This window comes from Williamsia sp. z34 (genome assembly GCF_059553395.1).
On the sequence record NZ_JCANWW010000012.1, the window covers coordinates 137,482 to 154,635 of the forward strand.

The window sequence follows — 17,154 nt, forward strand, 5'->3', positions numbered from 1 at the left end:
CCGACGTCCGCGTCAGCCCGTGACGCGCCGTGGGCGCGCAGAGAGTTCACCGGCACAGTTGGGGCAGCTCTCGAGACCGGCGCGGCATTCCGGGCAGTACGTGCATTCGAACGAACAGATCCACGCCGCTGCATCCAAACCCAATGGCGCCGAGCAGAGTTCGCATCGATCCTTCATCTCGAGCATGCCTCAGGCTACCCCGCTCCGGGCGAACACGGGAGGTCTGGACTTGCTGAACCGGCAAGGATCGTTGCCGCGTCGCGCATCATCAGGAACACTGAGAACCATGGATGAAGCCTATTGGGACGCCAAGTACACCACCACCGACCGCGTCTGGAGCAACAACCCGAACCAAGCGCTCGAAGGCGAGATCGTCGACCTCACGCCGGGTCGGGCCCTCGACGTCGGGTGCGGTGAAGGCGCTGATGCCCATTGGTTGGCCGAGCACGGCTGGACGGTGACCGCCGTCGACATCTCGTCCGCCGCACTGGCACGGGCAAAAGAACTGAACGATCACCCCTCCATCACCTGGACGCATGCCGATCCGGTGCGCAACCCGCCGGAAGCATCGGCCTTCGATCTGGTGTCGTTGCACTACTTCCCGCTCCTGCGGACGCCCGGCGATGTCGCCGCCCGTCGATTCGTCGATGCGGTCGCACTCGGCGGAACGCTGTTCGTCGTCAGCCACGATTTCTCCGGGGAGCACGTCCGGAAGCACATCGAATCACATTCGGGCGAAGGCGATTTCAACCCGCTCGACTACTACACCTCCCACGAGTTCGCGGCCTTCCTCGACGACAACTGGAAGATCCTGGTCGACCGGACACAACCGCGTCATGTCGACTCGTCGTCCGGCGGAGCCGGCCACATCAGCGACACGGTACTCAGGGCGGTACGCACCGCCTGAGAAGGTGAAGTTTCCCTACAACGTTCATCCACATTAATTAGATTGAACTGAACTGTCCGGGCCACTACACATGGATGGGTGACCACTCGCGACCGCATCCTGGGCCTGACCGTCGTGCTGCTGTGGGGACTGAACTTCCTGGCGATCCACGTCGGGCTCGAACATTTCCCGCCGTTGTTTTTCGCAGCCCTGCGGTTCGCCGTCATGGCGGTGCCGGTGATTCTGTTCGTACCTCGGCCCAACGTGCCGTTGCGGTGGCTCCTGCTCTACGGAATCGGTTTCGGCACAGTTCAGTTCGCGTTCCTGTTTCTCGCAATGGACGAGGGCATGCCCACCGGACTCGCGTCGCTGGTCCTGCAATCGTCGGCGCCGTTCACCGTGTTGCTCTGCGTCCTGCTGCTCGGTGAACGAATGAGCCGGCGCCAGGTGATCGGCATCAGTGTTGCGATCGCGGGAATGGTGATCATCGGCGTCGACCGGACCACCCATGGCGCCACCGCGGCCTTGCTACCGGTACTCCTGACACTGGTCGCCGGCCTCGGGTGGGCGTTCGGCAATATCGGGTCGCGACTGGCCCGTCCGGACAACGCGCTGCATCTGACGCTGTGGATGTGTGTCATCCCGCCGATTCCGCTGTATGCGCTCAGTCTGGCGGTCGAGGGACCGCAGGCCGGCTTCGACGCGATCACCACGACGGGTTCGCACACCGGGCTCGTCGCCCTCGCCGGCCTCGCCTATGTGGTGGTGTTCGGAACAGCGGTCGGCTCCGGTCTGTGGACCTACCTGATGTCGCGATACCCGGCGTCGCGGGTTGCACCGTTTTCGCTACTCGTGCCGGTGGTCGGCATCACGGCCGCCTGGATCTTCCTCGACGAGACACCGAGGCCATGGGAGATCATCGGCGCCGCCATCGTGATCATCGGATGTTTTGCCGGACTGAGTGCCCGGCGCGCACCCGAGCCGGCCGTCGAGGGACAACCGCCGACGAACACCCCGATCCCGGCGTAGCCGGACACTCACCCGAAGCGGCTTTCCGGCACCGACGACAGTCGGCCCTGGTTGAATCTGAGGTATGACCGGGGCTGGAGAACACGACGGCCAGCAGGTGGGACGCCCGCGCGACGACTCGATCGATCAGCGGGTGTTCTCCGCCTGCCTCGAGCTCCTCCTCGAGTCCGGTTGGGACGGAATGAGTTTGCGGCAGGTCGCCGTTCGTGCCGGCGTGAGTCGCACCAGTGTGCAGTTGCGCTGGTCGTCGAAGGCCGAATTGGTGTTGCATGCGATCCTCGGGCAGGCACCCGATCTGGCGCCGTTCACCGGCACCGATCAGAGGGGCTGGATCGCGTGGGTGGTGGAGGGCAGTCACCTCTTGTTCGCACGGGACGAGGTTCAGGCAGCCTTGCCGGGATTGCTCGTGGCGCTGCAGAACGACCCCGACCTGCGCGCGTCGCTCTGGCGCCATTTCAGCGATCCGGCGATCGACCTGTTCACCGAAGGTGACGAATCCGCCCGCGACGACGCCCGCGCCATTTTGGTCATGGCCGCCGGCGCCGCACTCTTCTCGGCAACCATTGCCGCCCAGGATGACACCCCGGCCCTGCGTTCGAGGATGACCACGCTGCTCACCCTGGCCGCAGGCTTGCCCACCGAACCCGCGGGGTAGTTCGCCACGCCAATTTTCGGCACGCTCGGCGGTGATTTCGGCACGGTCAACGGACCCGTCCCCCGTCGAGCGGGCCTTAGTTGCCGTCGAGCGTGCCAAAGATGTTTGTTACCGGCATTTTCGGCACGCTCGACGGTGATTTCGGCACGGTCAACGGAAGGTGGCGACGATGGCCTCGGCCGGGGATCGCCACTGCAACTCCAGGTCGGCGAGCGTTCTGGTGTCATCGGTCGGGACCGCCGCGGTCAGGAACTCCGCGGCCTCCCCACTGAATCCTCCGCTGACCGGAATCCATCGACCGATGACGTCGACAACCTTGCCCAGTCGACGAAAAGCGTTCGGCTGCAGAGGTATCCGGCGAACCTTGCGGCCCATACCCGTTTCGACCGCGTCCACCATACCGTCGAATGTCAACATCTGACCGCCACAGAGGTAGCGTCGTGGACCCTTGCCCGGTCCGGCGTTGATGATGCCGGCGTGGACATCTGCCACGTCCCGGACATCGATCATCTGCATGCCACCGCGCACCCGCGGCGCCCACCGCGAGCGGACGATGGTGCCCCAGCCCTGCTCGGTGACCCCCGGAGCGGTGTGCAGCGCCGGACCGACCACACTGCTCGGATAGGTGACCACGACCGGCGCACCGCTTTCCTGCAGCACCCGGGCCGCCCGTTCGGCATACCCCTTGCTCTTGCCGTAGGCACTGCGCGCCTGCGCGGTCGGGGTGTCGAGGGTGACGATCGGATCAGTGGTCGGAGTCAGCACCGCATAGCTGCTCACCAGCACCACCGGATCGAGTCCCCGTTCCACGGCCGATCGCATCACGGCCTCGGCGGCATAGGCGTTGACCTCCCACATCAGCTCCGCACGGCGATCGTCCGTGCCGACCACACCCGCGGCGTGGATGACTGCGTCGGCCCCCGACAGCAGTGCGTCCACCGTGTCGGCGCTGCGCACGTCACCGATCAGGGTCTCGACGGTTCCCGACGCGGACAGCACCGGGAGGAGCTCGTTGATCTTCTCGTCCGGCGTGACCAGCAGGCGGACCTGATGCCCGGCCTCGAGGACCGCTCGGACCAGATGGGCCCCGAGGTAGCCGGTTCCCCCGGTGACAGCGACCAGCATGTACCCACTCCTTTCGCGCCGAACAGCCTCCCCGACGGCGTACACCGCGTACATTACTGTTCCGCTGGACCACTAATACGGGAATCCGAAAGACCCCCGACCTTCGAGGAAGTAGTGCCATGGGCGTGTACGCCGTAACCGGAGCCGCGTCGGGAATGGGCCGCGAGGTGGCCACCAAGCTTGTCGCGGCCGGTCACACCGTCATCGGTGTCGACATCAAGGATTCGGACGTCGTCGCCGATCTGTCGACGACGGCGGGTCGCCGCAGCGCCATCGAGGAGGTCCTGGCCAGAGCCGAGGGCGAACTCGACGGTGCGGTGCTCGCCGCCGGGCTCGGACCCGGCCCGGGCAGAGATCGCCCGCGATTGATCGCCGAGGTCAACTACTTCGGTGTCGTCGACTTGTTGCAGGGCTGGCAGGAGGCGTTGGCGGCCACCGACGCCGCGAAAGTGGTTGTCTTCTCCAGCAATTCCACAACCACGGTGCCGGCGGTACCACGTCGTGCCATCCGGGCCTTCCTGGCGGGCGACAGCGACAAGGCCGTGCGATCAGTTCGGATGTTCGGCAGGGCCGCATCGGTGATGGCCTATGCCGCATCGAAGATCGCGGTGAGTCGCTGGGTGCGACAACAGGCGGTCTCCCCCCAATGGGCAGGCGCGGGCATCCGGCTCAATGCGCTGGCGCCAGGCGCGATCATGACGCCCCTGCTCGAGGCCCAGCTCGCCTCGCCCACGGAATCCAAAGCCGTCAAGAAGTTCCCGGTCCCCGTCGGCGGATTCGGCGATCCCGACAAGCTCGCCGACTGGGTGATCTTCATGCTGTCCGACGCCGCCGACTTCCTGTGCGGCAGCGTCATATTCGTCGACGGCGGCACCGACGCATACTTCCGGACCAACGAATGGCCACGCGCGGTCCCCCTCTACCGGATCGCGCCCTACCTCTACCGCTTCGGCACCTTCGGGCGCCGCAAGAAGTAGCCCGAGGCCGCTCAGGCGCCGGCGAGATCCACGACGCGTTGCAGGTCGAGCCGGATCTGCCGGGCGACGGCGGCGGGACGCGCCCTCGGTTGCAACTCTGTGGGAGTTCCCATGATCACCACGGCATTTCGGTGGTTGTCGTGCGGGTACGACAGTCCCATGTTGACCAGCGCAACTCGGCAGCCGGCGTTTTGTGCCCGCACGGCGATGTGCGCGACCCCGCTGCCGATCGGTGCGACCGTGGCCGGGTCCTCGAGATTGCATGTGCCTTCCGGGAACACTGCAATGCTGTCCCCGCGTGACATCCGCTCGGCACAGGTGTCGATCATCTTCAGTCCGGCCTCCGCCGCGACCCGGGTTCCGTGGCTCTTGGCCCGGAACACCGGAATGCCCCCCATGGAATCGATCTTCCGGCGGAGGCCTTCGTCGAGGAACAAATCATCTTTCGCCAGAATCCGCGTGCGTCCGATCAGAGACCGCAGTGGGGACCGAAACGCCGCCGCGGCAACCACATACGGATCCACTTCGCTGATGTGATTGATCGAGATCACCAGTCGTACGCCGGACGCGATCAGCGCAGTCAGTGCTTTTTTCCCCGCGGGTTCGGCGAATCGAACCCGCGGCCGGTACCTCATTGCCAGGTAGCCGTATTTGACCAGCGCGTCACGACGATCCTGTTGATGCTCCAGGTAGTGGGCGTACACCTGGTCGGCCTCGGAAATATCGATGTTCACCAAACCTACGCTACCGTAAGTTACGGAACCGTAGGTTGATGGTCGGCCGACCGCTGCTCACCCGGTTTGTGGATGCGCCACCTTCAACGCCAGCCCGCGCAGGGCCTCGGTCACCGCGTCGGGACATTCCAGCGGTCCACAGTGCCCGCTGTCGAGTTCGACGAGTTCGATCAGCTGGGGGAGCTTGGACGCGATCAGCCGCGACCGCTCTATCGGCGTGATCCTGTCGCTGCGCCCGGCGATCACCATCGTCGGGACGTCGATTGCCCCCGCGTCGACATGTTCGACCATGCCCACCAACAACGCACCGTAACCACCGCGTCCACGCGCGGATGTGGAGCCGACCATCCGGTCGACCTCGAAAGCGACCTCTGCAGCGGCAGACGTTCCGACCGCGACATGCGCCAACACCCTGCGCCGCAACGGCATCCGACGCGGCAGCGGCAATCGAGCCAACGGCACCACCGCGATCGCCAGGCGACGACGCAGGCCGATCAGACGCTCAGGACCCCGCAGGAAACGGACGTTGTCCAAGATCTGCCCCGACGTGGTGTTGACCAGGGCAACTGCCCGGACCCGGGTCGGCACGTCGTCGGGATAACGCTGCGCCCATGCCATCACCGCGATCCCACCCATCGAATGCCCGGCGACCACCGCTTTCCGTCCGGCCGGGACGGTCGCGGTGAGCACCGCATGCAGATCGTCGGCGAGATGGTCGAGGCTGTAACTGCCCGACCGGGCGGCCTCACTCTTACCGTGACCGCGGTGGTCGAAGGCGACCACCCGGAAATCTGCACTGAGTTGTTCTATCTGGTTGCGCCAAAAGCTGATCGAACACGTGATCCCGTGCGAGAGCACAATGATCGGGGCATCCGGGCGGCCGCGGATCTCGGTGTGCAACCGGGTGCCGTCCGCACTGCGGACATCGATCACCGAGGGTGTCATGCTCAGCCCACCCGAGCCAGCTTGTGTCTGGCTCCCCGATTCGGACATGAGTCCATTACTAACAGATAAGTCTCAAGTGCGATACTGCTTCGATGCCACGTCCCGGCGCACCACTGCCCCGTCTGTTCGAGCGCGCTGCCGTCGCGGCCGTCTCCGACAAACACGCCGATTCCGCAGATGACGACGTGTTCGACGCGGCCCTGAGTGTGCTTGCCGAGCTCGGTACCCGGGCCGCGACGATGGATGACGTGGCATCGCGGTCGGGGGTCAGCCGGGCCACCCTGTTCCGCCGGTTCGGCAGTAAGGATGCGGTGTTCGAGGCAGCCATCGCAGCGCTGCTCCGGAACTTTCTCACCGAGATCACCGCCACGTTCCTGCGGGTCACCGATCCCACCGACCGCATCGTGGAAGCCTTCGTGGCCTGCCTGCAGCTGCGCAAGCGGTTCCTCGGCGACAACCCGAAACCAGAACACAGCAGGGACGTCCTGGCGATCTTGTCCAGCGGCGACCCGTCCCCGATCGAATACGGTCGGCAGTTCATCGCTGCGCGCATCGCGATGGCTCAGGCCGACTGCCTGCTTCCCCCGTCGGATCCCGCCATCCAGGCCGACGCGATCGTCCGGTTGACCCTGGGGTACCTGATCGTCCCCGACGGCTTGTTCGACCTCAACGACAAGGCCGTGGCACGGGATATCGCCCGTCGCACGATCGCGCCGTTGGTGACCGGCACCCTGCACTAGCTGTTCGTCTCCCCGCCTTCTGCGACCACCTGCCACCACCGGATCCGGCTGCGCGGAATGACTCGTGCAATGAGCTGCGCCACAAGCCGACCCAGCATGGATTCGGTCACAAACGTGGCACACGCTGGGAATTCGTCGACGTTTGAGGTATACCCGTGGGGGGTAAGCCTTTGCGGAGGCCGGGGAACGGAGGTGCATGTCAGTGGTCGTGGATTCAGACGCGCGACCTCTCGTCGTCGCACCTACCTGGCGGCAATCTCGCCCCTCCGCACTGCTGATGACGGGCGCGGCGCTCGCCGTCTTGGCCGGTGTGCTGCTGATCCACTCGGTACCGATGGCGCATACCCCTGGTGGACGCATGGTGTCGACCGGATCGATCACCGAAACCTCGACGTCAGCAGCCTCGGGTATATCGCAGATCGTGGAGAGCTGCGCCGCCAATTGCTCCGGTCGTGCCGGGATGGCGATGTGCATGGCCGTCATCACGATCGCCTCGGCCCTGATGTTCGTTCGGCGACTGCTGAAACACCACGCCGCAGGCCCCGCCCACCGATCCGGTATCGGCCTGCTGGGCAGGCATGCTTCCCGGGCACCACCTTGGGCGACACCAACTTTGGAGAAATTGTCGATCTTGCGGATCTGATGGGCACCCCGTCCAGCCGTGACAACTTGCCGTTGCCGGCCGGGCCGAAATCGACACCATGAAGGCCATGCAGACGCAGCCCTGAACCCCAATAGCCCTTTCCGACCCCCCACCCCGCCGCCGTTCCCTGACCGTCGGCGTGCCGTCCCACTTGTTTCTGGAGATCACATGCATATCCGCTCGCTTCTGCGGGTGTTGCTGCTGCCGCTCATCGTCGTGATGCTCGCGGCCTGCAGCTCATCCACCTCGCCCTCGGAGTCGCCCGGCGAGCCGTCCTCGGCCCCGGCCGTTGCCGCCCCCGACATCACCTTCACCCCCGGCGACGGCGCGGACTCGTTCAACCCGACCGACCCCGTCATCGTGGAGTCATCGCTCGGCACCTTGGAGTCCGTGGTGATGACCAACGAGGAGGGTTCGGTCATCGACGGGATCTTCACTCCTGACCGGGTTGCCTGGAAACCCGCTGTGCCACTGGGATACAGCCGCGAATACACCATTGTGGCCAACGCGGTCAACGATGGTCAGCGCACCGAGGAGACCGCCTCGTTCGCGACGATCATCCCCGGCAACCAGACCAAACCGACGTTCGTCACCACCGGCGGCAATCTGCTCGCCGACGGCGGCACCTACGGTGTCGGCATCGTGATCGTCGCGCACTTCGACGAGCCCATCCCCGACCTCGCGACCGCGGAACGCACGTTGTCGGTGCGCACCGACCCGCCCGTCACCGGCGCCTGGCACTGGGTCGACGACCAGAACGCACACTGGCGACCCCAGGAGTACTACACCCCGGGCACCACCGTCACCGCGAGCGCCGATGTCTACGGAATCCAGCTCGGGGACAACCTGTTCGGTCAGGAAGACGTGAGTACCTCGTTCACCATCGGTGACGCACACGTGTCGATCGCCGACGACACCACCAAGCAGGTCAGCGTCTACAACAACGGTGAGCTCGTGCGCACCATGCCGACCTCGATGGGCCGTGGCGGCACCGAAACGGTGAACGGACGCAGCATCCATTTCTGGACACAGTCGGGCATCTACACGGTGCTGGACAAGGCCAGCCCGGTCATCATGGACTCGTCGACCTACGGTCTGCCGGTCAACTCCCGGCTGGGCTATCGCGAGACCATCTACAACGCCACCCGGATCAGCAACGACGGCATCTACCTGCACGAGCTCGAGGACACCGTCCCCCAGCAGGGCAATACCAACATGTCCGCCGGTTGCCTCAACCTCAATGCCGAGAATGCCAAGTGGTTCTACGACTTCTCGGTACCCGGCGACATCGTCGAGGTGCGCAACACCGGAGGACCACCGCTGGAACTCTGGCAGAACGGCGACTGGAGCGTGCCCTGGGATCAATGGGTCGCGGGTAGCGCACTGGCCTGACCACGGGATCAACCCTCGACACATACCCCACGGGGGTATACATTTGGCATCATGAGCGCACCACATGACGGGGACGGGTCCATGCCGACCATGCGCATGCCACCCGGTGCGGCCCCCTCCGGTCACACCGGTCCTGCTGCGACGGCAAGCTCCGGGCACGACCACCACGGCGGGCACGGAGATCACGTAGGGCAGTTCCGGAGACTGTTCTGGATCATGCTGGTACTCGCCGTGCCCGTGGTCGGGTTCTCGGGCATGTTCGCTTCGCTGATCGGCTACGACCTCCCCGACGCCGAGTGGGTCTCGTGGATCTCCCCGGGCCTGGGCACGGTCATGTTCGTCTGGGGCGGGAAGCCCTTCCTCACCGGCGCGGTCGGTGAACTGCGAGCCCGCACACCCGGGATGATGCTGCTCATCGCACTGGCGATCTCGGTGGCGTTCGTCGCGTCGTGGGGTGCGAGCCTGGACCTGCTGCACCATGACCTCGACTTCTGGTGGGAACTCGCCCTGCTGATCGTCATCATGTTGCTCGGGCATTGGATCGAGATGCGGTCGCTCGCCCAGACCACCTCGGCCCTCGATTCGCTGGCGGCCCTGCTGCCCGACGAAGCCGAACGGGTCGACGGCGACACCATCACCGTCGTGCCCCCGGCCGGGCTACGGCTCGGTGACGTCGTCATCGTCCGCCCGGGTGCGGCCGTACCCGCCGACGGCACCATCGTCGACGGTGGCGCCGACATGGACGAGTCGATGGTCACCGGTGAGTCGAAGACGGTACGGCGTTCCGTCGGAGACGCCGTGGTGGCCGGCACCGTCGCCACGGATTCCGGGCTGCGCGTCGAGGTCACCGCAGTCGGGGACGACACCACCCTGGCCGGGATCGCACGGTTGGTCTCCCAGGCCCAGAACTCCTCGTCCCGCGCCCAGCGTCTGGCCGACACCGCGGCCGGCTGGCTGTTCTGGTTCGCCCTGGGCGCCGCGGTCCTGACCGCGATCGTGTGGTCGGCCCTCGGCTACCCCGACGACTCGGTCGTCCGCACCATCACCGTCCTCGTCATCGCCTGCCCCCATGCACTCGGACTGGCGATCCCGCTGGTCGTGGCGATCGCCACCGAACGCGCCGCCCGCGGAGGCGTACTGATCAAGGATCGTCTGGCGCTGGAGAGCATGCGCACGGTCGATACCGTCCTGTTCGACAAGACCGGCACCCTGACCCGCGGGGAACCTGCCGTGACCGCCGTACACGCCATCGCCGGACACACCGACGACGACGTGCTGGCCGCAGCAGCAGCCGCCGAACGCGACAGCGAGCATCCGCTCGGCAAGGCGATCGTCAACGCCGCCACCGGCAGCGGCCTGACGATTCCACGGGCGTCGGACTTCACGTCCGCGCCCGCCGTGGGAGTGTCGGCGATGGTCGAGCACCGCCAGGTCGAGGTGGGTGGACCGCACCTGCTCGCCCGGTACCGGCACCGCGAACTCGAGGTCGCCGACAGCTGGCGCGCCGACGGGGCGATCATCCTTCACGTGGTCTCCGACGGTGAGGTGATCGGCGCCCTCGCCCTGGCCGATGAGATCCGCGACGAGTCCCGAGAGGCCGTCGCCGCGCTGCAACAACTCGGCATCACGGTGGTCATGATCACCGGCGATGCCGAAGCCGTGGCCCACTCCGTGGCCGCCGAACTCGCCATCGACCGGGTGTTCGCGGGCGTCCGCCCCGAGGACAAGGCATCCAAAGTCGCCGAGTTGCAGCACGAGGGACGCAAGACCGCGATGGTCGGTGACGGCGTCAACGACGCTCCCGCACTGGCGCAGGCCGACGTCGGTATCGCGATCGGCGCCGGCACCGACGTGGCGATCGCGTCCGCCGGTGTCATCCTCGCCAGTGACGACCCGCGCTCGGTCCTGTCGGTCATCGAACTGTCGAAGGCCACCTACCGCAAGATGAAGCAGAACCTGTGGTGGGCAGCCGGTTACAACCTCATCTCCGTACCCTTGGCCGCCGGAGTCCTGGCCGGTATCGGGTTCGTGCTGCCGATGTCCGTCGGAGCGATCCTGATGTCCGCTTCCACGGTTGTGGTCGCACTCAACGCCCAGCTCCTCCGGCGCCTCGACCTGCGGCCCGAGGCCGGCACCGAGAAGGTGCTGCGGCGATGAGCATCTACCCGTCCAACTCACGAGAACCCTAGGATCGTCACCATGACTGCCACCCCGACCGCTGACGCCGACCACTCGGCCCCACACGGGTACATCGACGACAAGAAGAAGTACCTCGCCCGACTCAAGCGCATCGAGGGCCAGGCCCGAGGGATCCATCGGATGGTCGACGAAGAGCAATACTGCATCGACATCCTCACCCAGATCTCCGCGCTGACGAAGGCGGTCGAAAGCGTCGCGCTGGGCTTGCTCGACGACCACCTGCGGCACTGTGTGCTCGACGCCGCACAGACCGGCGGCGAAGAAGCCGAACTCAAACTCGCCGAGGCGTCGGCAGCCATCGCCCGGCTGGTCCGATCCTGACTCCTCACCGGTGGCTGCCAGGGCCCGACCGGTCTCGACACGGGTCACACCGGGACCTGTGACAAACTCGCTGCCATGCTCGACGATGACCGACCGCGCCCATCCGCCCGGCTCCGACCACGCGCCAAGCTGGCCCTGCGCGCCGCCGCTGCCGCCCGCTGGGCCTCTCAGAAAACCGGCCGCGGCAAAGGCTCCATGATCGGCGGCCTGGTCGCGCTGAAGATCGATCCGAACCTTCTCGGTGAGCTCGGCCGCGGCAAGCGGACCGTCATCATCACCGGGACCAACGGCAAGTCCACGACCACCCGGATGACCGCTGCGGCGCTCGCCTCACTCGGCGAGGTGGCCTCGCAGGCCGACGGCGCCAACATGGACGCCGGCATCGTGGCGGCGCTCTCACTGCACCCGAACGCAAAGCTCGCCGCACTCGAGGTCGACGAACTGCACGTCCCCCACGTCAGCGACGCCGTCGAACCCGAGGCGATCGTGCTGCTGAACCTGTCCCGGGATCAGCTCGATCGGGTCGGTGAGATCAACATGATCGAACGCCGCCTGCGCGAGGGCATCGCCCGGCATCCGCAAGCCACCATCATCGCCAACTGCGACGATGTACTCGTCTCGTCCGCCGCCTACGACGCCCCGAACGTGGTGTGGGTGGCCGCGGGTGCGGGCTGGGCCAACGACTCGGTCAGTTGCCCACGCTCCGGGGAGCCGATCGTGCGCGAAGGCGATCACTGGTACTCCCCCGCCATCGATTTCAAACGGCCCCAACCTGATTGGTGGTTCGACGAGACGCACGTGTACGGACCCAACGGCTTTTCCCACCCGATGGAACTCGCCGTGCCGGGCAAGGCGAACCGCGGGAACGCCACACAGGCGATCGCCGCCGCGGTGACCATGGGCGCCGACCCCGCATCGGCCGCCGCAGCGGCGGGCACGGTCGGCGAGGTGGCCGGCCGGTACGGCGTCCACCAGATCGGACCACATCGCGTCCGCGTGCTGCTGGCCAAGAACCCCGCCGGCTGGCAAGAAGCCATGTCGATGATCGACCAGGACGCCGAAGGGCTGGTCATCGCGGTCAACGGTCAGGTGCCCGACGGTGAGGACCTGAGCTGGCTCTGGGATGTGCGTTTCGAGGAGTTCGAGAACATCCAGGTCGTCGCCGCCGGGGAACGGGCCACCGACCTCGGGGTACGCCTTCTCTACGCCGGCGCCGAACACACCACGATCGCCGACCCGATGGCAGCGATCGCCTCCTGCCCACCGGGCCGGGTCGAAGTACTCGCGAACTACACCGCATTCCGCGACCTGGGAATCGCAATGGCCCGCGCGGAGAAGGGAATCCGCTGACATGAGCGAATCGACATTGCGCATCGGTCTGGTCCTGCCCGATGTGATGGGCACCTACGGCGACGGCGGCAACGCCCTGATCCTGCGGCAGCGCGCCCGCATGCGCGGCATCGACGCCGAGGTCGTCCAGATCACGCTCGCCGACCCGGTCCCCGAATCCCTCGACGTGTACACCCTCGGCGGCGCCGAGGACTACGCGCAGCGCCTGGCGACCCGGCATCTGACGAAATACCCGGGGCTGCAACGGGCCGCCGAAGCCGGACGACCGGTCCTGGCGATCTGCGCGGCCATCCAGGTGCTCGGGCACTGGTACGAGACCTCGGCCGGCGAACGGGTCGACGGCATCTCGATGCTCGACCTCACCACCACACCCCAAAAGACCCGCAGCATCGGCGAACTCATCACCGAGCCGACGCCCGAGTCCGGCCTGACCGCGCCGCTGACCGGCTTCGAGAATCACCGCGGCGGAACCACTCTCGGCCCGGACGCGCGACCTCTGGCCCGCGTCAAGCACGGTGTCGGCAACGGCGTCGGCGAGAGAATCGAAGGCGCTGTACAGGGTTCGGTGATCAGTACCTACATGCACGGCCCGGCGCTGGCCCGTAACCCGGAACTCGCCGATCTGCTGCTGTCCCGGGCGCTGGGCGTGGACAACCTGGAGCCGCTGGACCTCCCCGAGGTCGAGCGCCTGCGCCGCGAGCGCCTGGCGGCCGGCCGCCGCGGCTGAGACCCATGGCGAACTCACCGGTGCCACCACGCGGTGGCCCTCCACCACAGAACCGTGTCCCCACCAAGGCACCATTGGTCTTCGCGCTCGGACTCATCGCGCTGGCCGTGATCGTGACCGCCGCCTGGGCGATCACCTGGTCGGTGACCGGCAACGACGATTCTGCGGCGCCACCCGCCACGGTCGTGACGGCCCCCGACACCTCGGCGGTCGACACCGTCCGGGCGACCACCGAATCGCTCTACAACTTCACGCCGGACACCATCGACGCGACGGTGAAATCAGCACAGGCATCGCTGTGTGGAGATGCCCTCGAGCAGTGGAACGAGACCGCAAAAACGTTCACCGGCATCGTCGCGGACACCAATCGCAGTGTGGCGACCGCCAACGCCCACTACGGCATCGTGGCGCAGGATGAGGCCACCGCAACGGTGCTCGCCTTCTTCGTCCTCAACACCACCGAGAACAACGCACCGGCCCCGCCCGCCACCACGGCCATCGAGTTCACGGTGGACCGCACCGCCGTCCCGATGTGCATCAACGCGATGGAGGTGTTGTGATGACCGACGGAACACCCGAACCCAGGCGCCCCGCGGGCTCAGCCCGACGCCTGCGCACGGCGATCATCCTGGCAGTGGTCCTTGTCGCCGTCATCGCCCTGACCATCGTGCTGGCCACCCTGACCGCCCCGGACGACGACTCCGACGCCGCACCACCGGCCACCCCCACCCCGGTGATCGATGATCAGCAGGCCCGCGACATCGCCGAGCAGGTCACGCGCAGCATGTTCGAGATCAGCCCGGCCACCGCCGACACCCAGATCGCAACATTCAAGGACCGCACCTGCGGCGAGTTCGCAGAAAAAGCGCTCCCCAACCTGATCTCGTTCACCGACCAGCTCAAGGCCCAGAACCGCTCCAGCACAGTCACATTCGACGCCATCGCGGTCACACCCCACGATCTGGCCGCACCTACCGCCGAGGTCCTGGTCGCGTCGTCCTGGCAGTCGGGTGAGGCGGTCAACCAATCCCGCATCGTGTACGAGGTGATCGTGCAGAATGGAAAGAGCTGCATCACAAAGGCACAGTTCCTGTAACTGCTCGCATCTGTGCCGCCTGCGGAGGTGACCAGTCACGCGACAATCATGGGGCAACCGGGGTCACGCCTTGCGAGATCGCAAGGAGGCCGGCAAGCTGCTGGCCGACGCACTGATCTCCCGCGATGCCGGTCTCGTCGACAATCCGGACGTCACCGTCTTCGGCCTCGCCCGCGGCGGGGTTCCGGTGGCCTGGGAGGTCGCGGCGGCGTTGCACGCACCGCTCGATGCCTGCATCATCCGCAAACTCGGGGTACCCAGTAGTCCGGAACTGGCGCTCGGTGCGGTGGCCTTCGGCGGTTCCCCGACGATCAATCGGCGGGTGGTTTCCGAATACGGGGTCACCGACGCACAGCTGCGCAGCGTCGTCGAGACCGAGACCCGCGAACTCGCCCGCCGCGAACAGGCGTACCGCGCCGGCCGGCCGCCGCCCGATATCGCCTGCCGGATCCCCATCCTGGTCGACGACGGGCTCGCCACCGGGGCGACCATGCGGGCCGCGATCGAGGCCGCCCGGCCGCTGAAGCCCAAACGACTGATCGTCGCCGTGGGCGTCGCACCACACTCGGCCATCTCCGAGATCGCGCCACTGGTCGACGATGTCGTCTGCGTGAGCACGCCGGACGATTTCCGGGCGGTGGGCCAGTGGTACCAACGATTCGAGCAGGTTTCCGACGCCACGGTGTGCAAGTTGCTCGCGCATTCGCCCAGTTGACCGGGCAGTTCGCATGCCCCGGCGGGCTGCGACACCCATTCGCTACCAGCAATCTAACGTTCGCCAGCTAGAAGTTGCGCATCGTGGATATCACGATGTTGCCGGCGCAATGTCCGCTTTGCTGCGATTCTTAGTCCGGGTTTCCACATAAACCGTGAGAACCTACTCTCGTGGCGCTGTCCGTTCGGGGGCAGTCAAAAGATCGGGGATCGTCTTGTCAGCTCGGCCGCATCAGTCGTTACGGCACCTGCTCCACGTCGGCATCGCGGCAATCGTCATGAGCCTGACACTCGTGACCTTCGTCGGCAGCGGTGTGGTGGGCACCGCAGGTTCGGCTTCCGCCGCCCCGCCGCCGCCCTCGACGTCCTCACCGAGCGCCGGTCCACCGAAAGAATGCGTCGGGTCGAACTTCGCGACCCTTGGCGGTATCTACGATGCGGTTTTCGACTCGCTGCTACCCCAGATGCCCGAGCAGGTCCAGCGGGACGCCGCCTCCATCAAGGCCGGCGCCCATCGCGACATGGACGGCCTGAGGGTGTCGTCGCTGGCGATCTCGAACCACCCGAGGGGCCTCGGTGCGTCCGAGGACTCCCCGAGTCTGCAATACCGGGACCCACTGTCGCAGTACATCCTGACGCAGCTGATGAACATCCGGAACGGCACCGAGTACGAGGCGATCACCCTCGAGAACATGACCCTGTCGCAGGCCGTCGAGACCGTGTATCTCTACCTCTACATCACCGTCATCATCCCGATGACACTGGTGGCGGGAACAATTCCGCCGATCATGCCGATCGGCCCCGTCAGCCTCGGACTGCTGATCTCGCTGCCGCTGAGCCTTGGCTCGATGGCGATCAACATGGTCAAAGAAGCACTGAGCGCCGCGCTCCTCGATGCCTGCATCGTTTCGGTCACCCAGGAGCAGAAGGACAAGGCCGGTCAGCCCGTCAAAGACCTGCGCTTCCCGAACCGGGTACCGCAGATACTCACCGATATCGCCGGACAGGTGATGATCGCCGAAGAAAAGACCTGCCCCTCGGTGGGATCGCTGCCGCTGTCCCGGATCGTCGACCGCACCTCGCAGTATCTGCAGGACACCACGGATGCCTCGACGAGCGCGCAGGTCGCCGACCAGACCGCGCGGCTGCAGGACTTCATGAGCCGGGCGCAGGTGCCGCACAACCTCATCCCGGAAGATCCTGCGGACTTCGGGACCATCGAGACACTGATGGCCCTCGGCCTCGGGTTTGTTCCCTACGTGGGCGGTGCCCCGACACAGGCCATCACCGGTCTGGTGGGCAATCACCTCAAGGGTGCGGACATGTCCGAGACCGTCCCGCTCTCAGACCTGACGGTCACCAAATCCATGACTGCGGGCTATTACGCCTACGCCCTGAGCACCCACGTGTTCAGCCTGGCCTACACCCAGAGCAAGCCGGCTACGGCCTCGGTGTTGCAGCTACTGCTTCCCACGCTGACCCCGGAGCAGTTGACGCAACTGGTGCCGAACCCGGGCAGTCTGATCAATGCACCGAACACCTACGGACTCATCGTCTACCACAACGTACTTCGATCCGTCTGTCTGGCCGAGGACAACACCGGAGCGTCGACGCGCTGACG

At 66.2% G+C, this 17,154-nt stretch carries 19 protein-coding genes; 15 read left to right on the plus strand and 4 right to left on the minus strand.

Annotation, left to right across the window (positions count from 1 at the left end):
* Nucleotides 1–12: 12 nt before the first annotated feature.
* On the minus strand, nt 13–186 hold the full coding sequence (locus AC51GT_RS23600) for a DUF1272 domain-containing protein (protein WP_496330344.1): 174 nt from the start codon (nt 184–186) through the stop codon (nt 13–15).
* Between the two features lie 100 nt (nt 187–286).
* On the opposite strand from AC51GT_RS23600, the gene AC51GT_RS23605 reads away from it, so the two are divergent.
* The 3 genes from AC51GT_RS23605 to AC51GT_RS23615 all read left to right on the plus strand — a co-directional run bounded on the left by AC51GT_RS23605 (nt 287) and on the right by AC51GT_RS23615 (nt 2,570).
* Nucleotides 287–907 (plus strand): class I SAM-dependent methyltransferase, encoded by a 621-nt coding sequence (locus AC51GT_RS23605; RefSeq protein ID WP_496330345.1) that lies wholly within the window; start codon nt 287–289, stop codon nt 905–907.
* 78 nt (nt 908–985) lie between these two features.
* Nucleotides 986–1,915, plus strand: coding sequence for an EamA family transporter (locus AC51GT_RS23610; RefSeq protein ID WP_496330346.1), 930 nt, complete (start codon nt 986–988; stop codon nt 1,913–1,915).
* A gap of 64 nt (nt 1,916–1,979) precedes the next feature.
* A complete protein-coding gene (locus AC51GT_RS23615; protein ID WP_496330347.1) occupies nt 1,980–2,570 on the plus strand; it encodes a TetR/AcrR family transcriptional regulator in 591 nt (196 codons plus the stop codon).
* 150 nt (nt 2,571–2,720) lie between these two features.
* Here the strand turns inward: AC51GT_RS23615 and AC51GT_RS23620 are convergent, their stop codons facing one another.
* Complete coding sequence (locus AC51GT_RS23620) at nt 2,721–3,695, minus strand: NAD-dependent epimerase/dehydratase family protein (RefSeq protein WP_496330348.1); 975 nt, start codon at nt 3,693–3,695, stop codon at nt 2,721–2,723.
* A gap of 119 nt (nt 3,696–3,814) precedes the next feature.
* Between AC51GT_RS23620 and AC51GT_RS23625 the strand changes: the two genes are divergently transcribed.
* Complete coding sequence (locus AC51GT_RS23625; protein WP_496330349.1) at nt 3,815–4,672, plus strand: SDR family oxidoreductase; 858 nt, start codon at nt 3,815–3,817, stop codon at nt 4,670–4,672.
* 11 nt (nt 4,673–4,683) lie between these two features.
* Here the strand turns inward: AC51GT_RS23625 and AC51GT_RS23630 are convergent, their stop codons facing one another.
* Both AC51GT_RS23630 and AC51GT_RS23635 read right to left on the minus strand, forming a co-directional pair.
* Nucleotides 4,684–5,406, minus strand: a complete 723-nt coding sequence (locus AC51GT_RS23630; RefSeq protein WP_496330350.1) for a lysophospholipid acyltransferase family protein — start codon at nt 5,404–5,406, stop codon at nt 4,684–4,686.
* Between the two features lie 57 nt (nt 5,407–5,463).
* Nucleotides 5,464–6,351, minus strand: coding sequence for an alpha/beta fold hydrolase (locus AC51GT_RS23635; protein ID WP_496330351.1), 888 nt, complete (start codon nt 6,349–6,351; stop codon nt 5,464–5,466).
* 92 nt (nt 6,352–6,443) lie between these two features.
* Between AC51GT_RS23635 and AC51GT_RS23640 the strand changes: the two genes are divergently transcribed.
* The 11 genes from AC51GT_RS23640 (at nt 6,444) to AC51GT_RS23690 (ending at nt 17,152) form a co-directional block, all read left to right on the plus strand.
* Nucleotides 6,444–7,091, plus strand: coding sequence for a TetR/AcrR family transcriptional regulator (locus AC51GT_RS23640; RefSeq protein WP_496330352.1), 648 nt, complete (start codon nt 6,444–6,446; stop codon nt 7,089–7,091).
* Between the two features lie 196 nt (nt 7,092–7,287).
* Nucleotides 7,288–7,734 carry a DUF6153 family protein gene (locus AC51GT_RS23645; RefSeq protein WP_496330353.1) on the plus strand — a complete coding sequence of 149 codons (447 nt, stop codon included), beginning with the start codon at nt 7,288–7,290 and terminating at the stop codon, nt 7,732–7,734.
* A gap of 168 nt (nt 7,735–7,902) precedes the next feature.
* Nucleotides 7,903–9,126 carry a L,D-transpeptidase gene (locus AC51GT_RS23650; protein ID WP_496326376.1) on the plus strand — a complete coding sequence of 408 codons (1,224 nt, stop codon included), beginning with the start codon at nt 7,903–7,905 and terminating at the stop codon, nt 9,124–9,126.
* A 96-nt stretch (nt 9,127–9,222) separates the two neighbouring features.
* On the plus strand, nt 9,223–11,283 hold the full coding sequence (locus AC51GT_RS23655; RefSeq protein ID WP_496330367.1) for a heavy metal translocating P-type ATPase: 2,061 nt from the start codon (nt 9,223–9,225) through the stop codon (nt 11,281–11,283).
* A 42-nt stretch (nt 11,284–11,325) separates the two neighbouring features.
* On the plus strand, nt 11,326–11,646 hold the full coding sequence (locus tag AC51GT_RS23660; protein ID WP_496326375.1) for a metal-sensitive transcriptional regulator: 321 nt from the start codon (nt 11,326–11,328) through the stop codon (nt 11,644–11,646).
* Between the two features lie 75 nt (nt 11,647–11,721).
* Nucleotides 11,722–12,996 (plus strand): Mur ligase family protein, encoded by a 1,275-nt coding sequence (locus AC51GT_RS23665; RefSeq protein WP_496330354.1) that lies wholly within the window; start codon nt 11,722–11,724, stop codon nt 12,994–12,996.
* A gap of 1 nt (nt 12,997) precedes the next feature.
* Nucleotides 12,998–13,723: a type 1 glutamine amidotransferase gene (locus AC51GT_RS23670; protein WP_496326373.1), complete on the plus strand. Its 726-nt coding sequence runs from the start codon at nt 12,998–13,000 to the stop codon at nt 13,721–13,723.
* A 5-nt stretch (nt 13,724–13,728) separates the two neighbouring features.
* Nucleotides 13,729–14,283, plus strand: a complete 555-nt coding sequence (locus AC51GT_RS23675; RefSeq protein ID WP_496330355.1) for a hypothetical protein — start codon at nt 13,729–13,731, stop codon at nt 14,281–14,283.
* Nucleotides 14,283–14,819, plus strand: a complete 537-nt coding sequence (locus AC51GT_RS23680; protein ID WP_496330356.1) for a hypothetical protein — start codon at nt 14,283–14,285, stop codon at nt 14,817–14,819. The genes AC51GT_RS23675 and AC51GT_RS23680 overlap by 1 nt, the downstream gene beginning before the upstream one ends.
* 70 nt (nt 14,820–14,889) lie before the next feature.
* Nucleotides 14,890–15,534, plus strand: a complete 645-nt coding sequence (locus tag AC51GT_RS23685) for a phosphoribosyltransferase (protein WP_496330357.1) — start codon at nt 14,890–14,892, stop codon at nt 15,532–15,534.
* A gap of 277 nt (nt 15,535–15,811) precedes the next feature.
* Nucleotides 15,812–17,152: a hypothetical protein gene (locus tag AC51GT_RS23690; protein ID WP_496326369.1), complete on the plus strand. Its 1,341-nt coding sequence runs from the start codon at nt 15,812–15,814 to the stop codon at nt 17,150–17,152.
* The last annotated feature ends 2 nt before the right edge of the window (nt 17,153–17,154 follow it).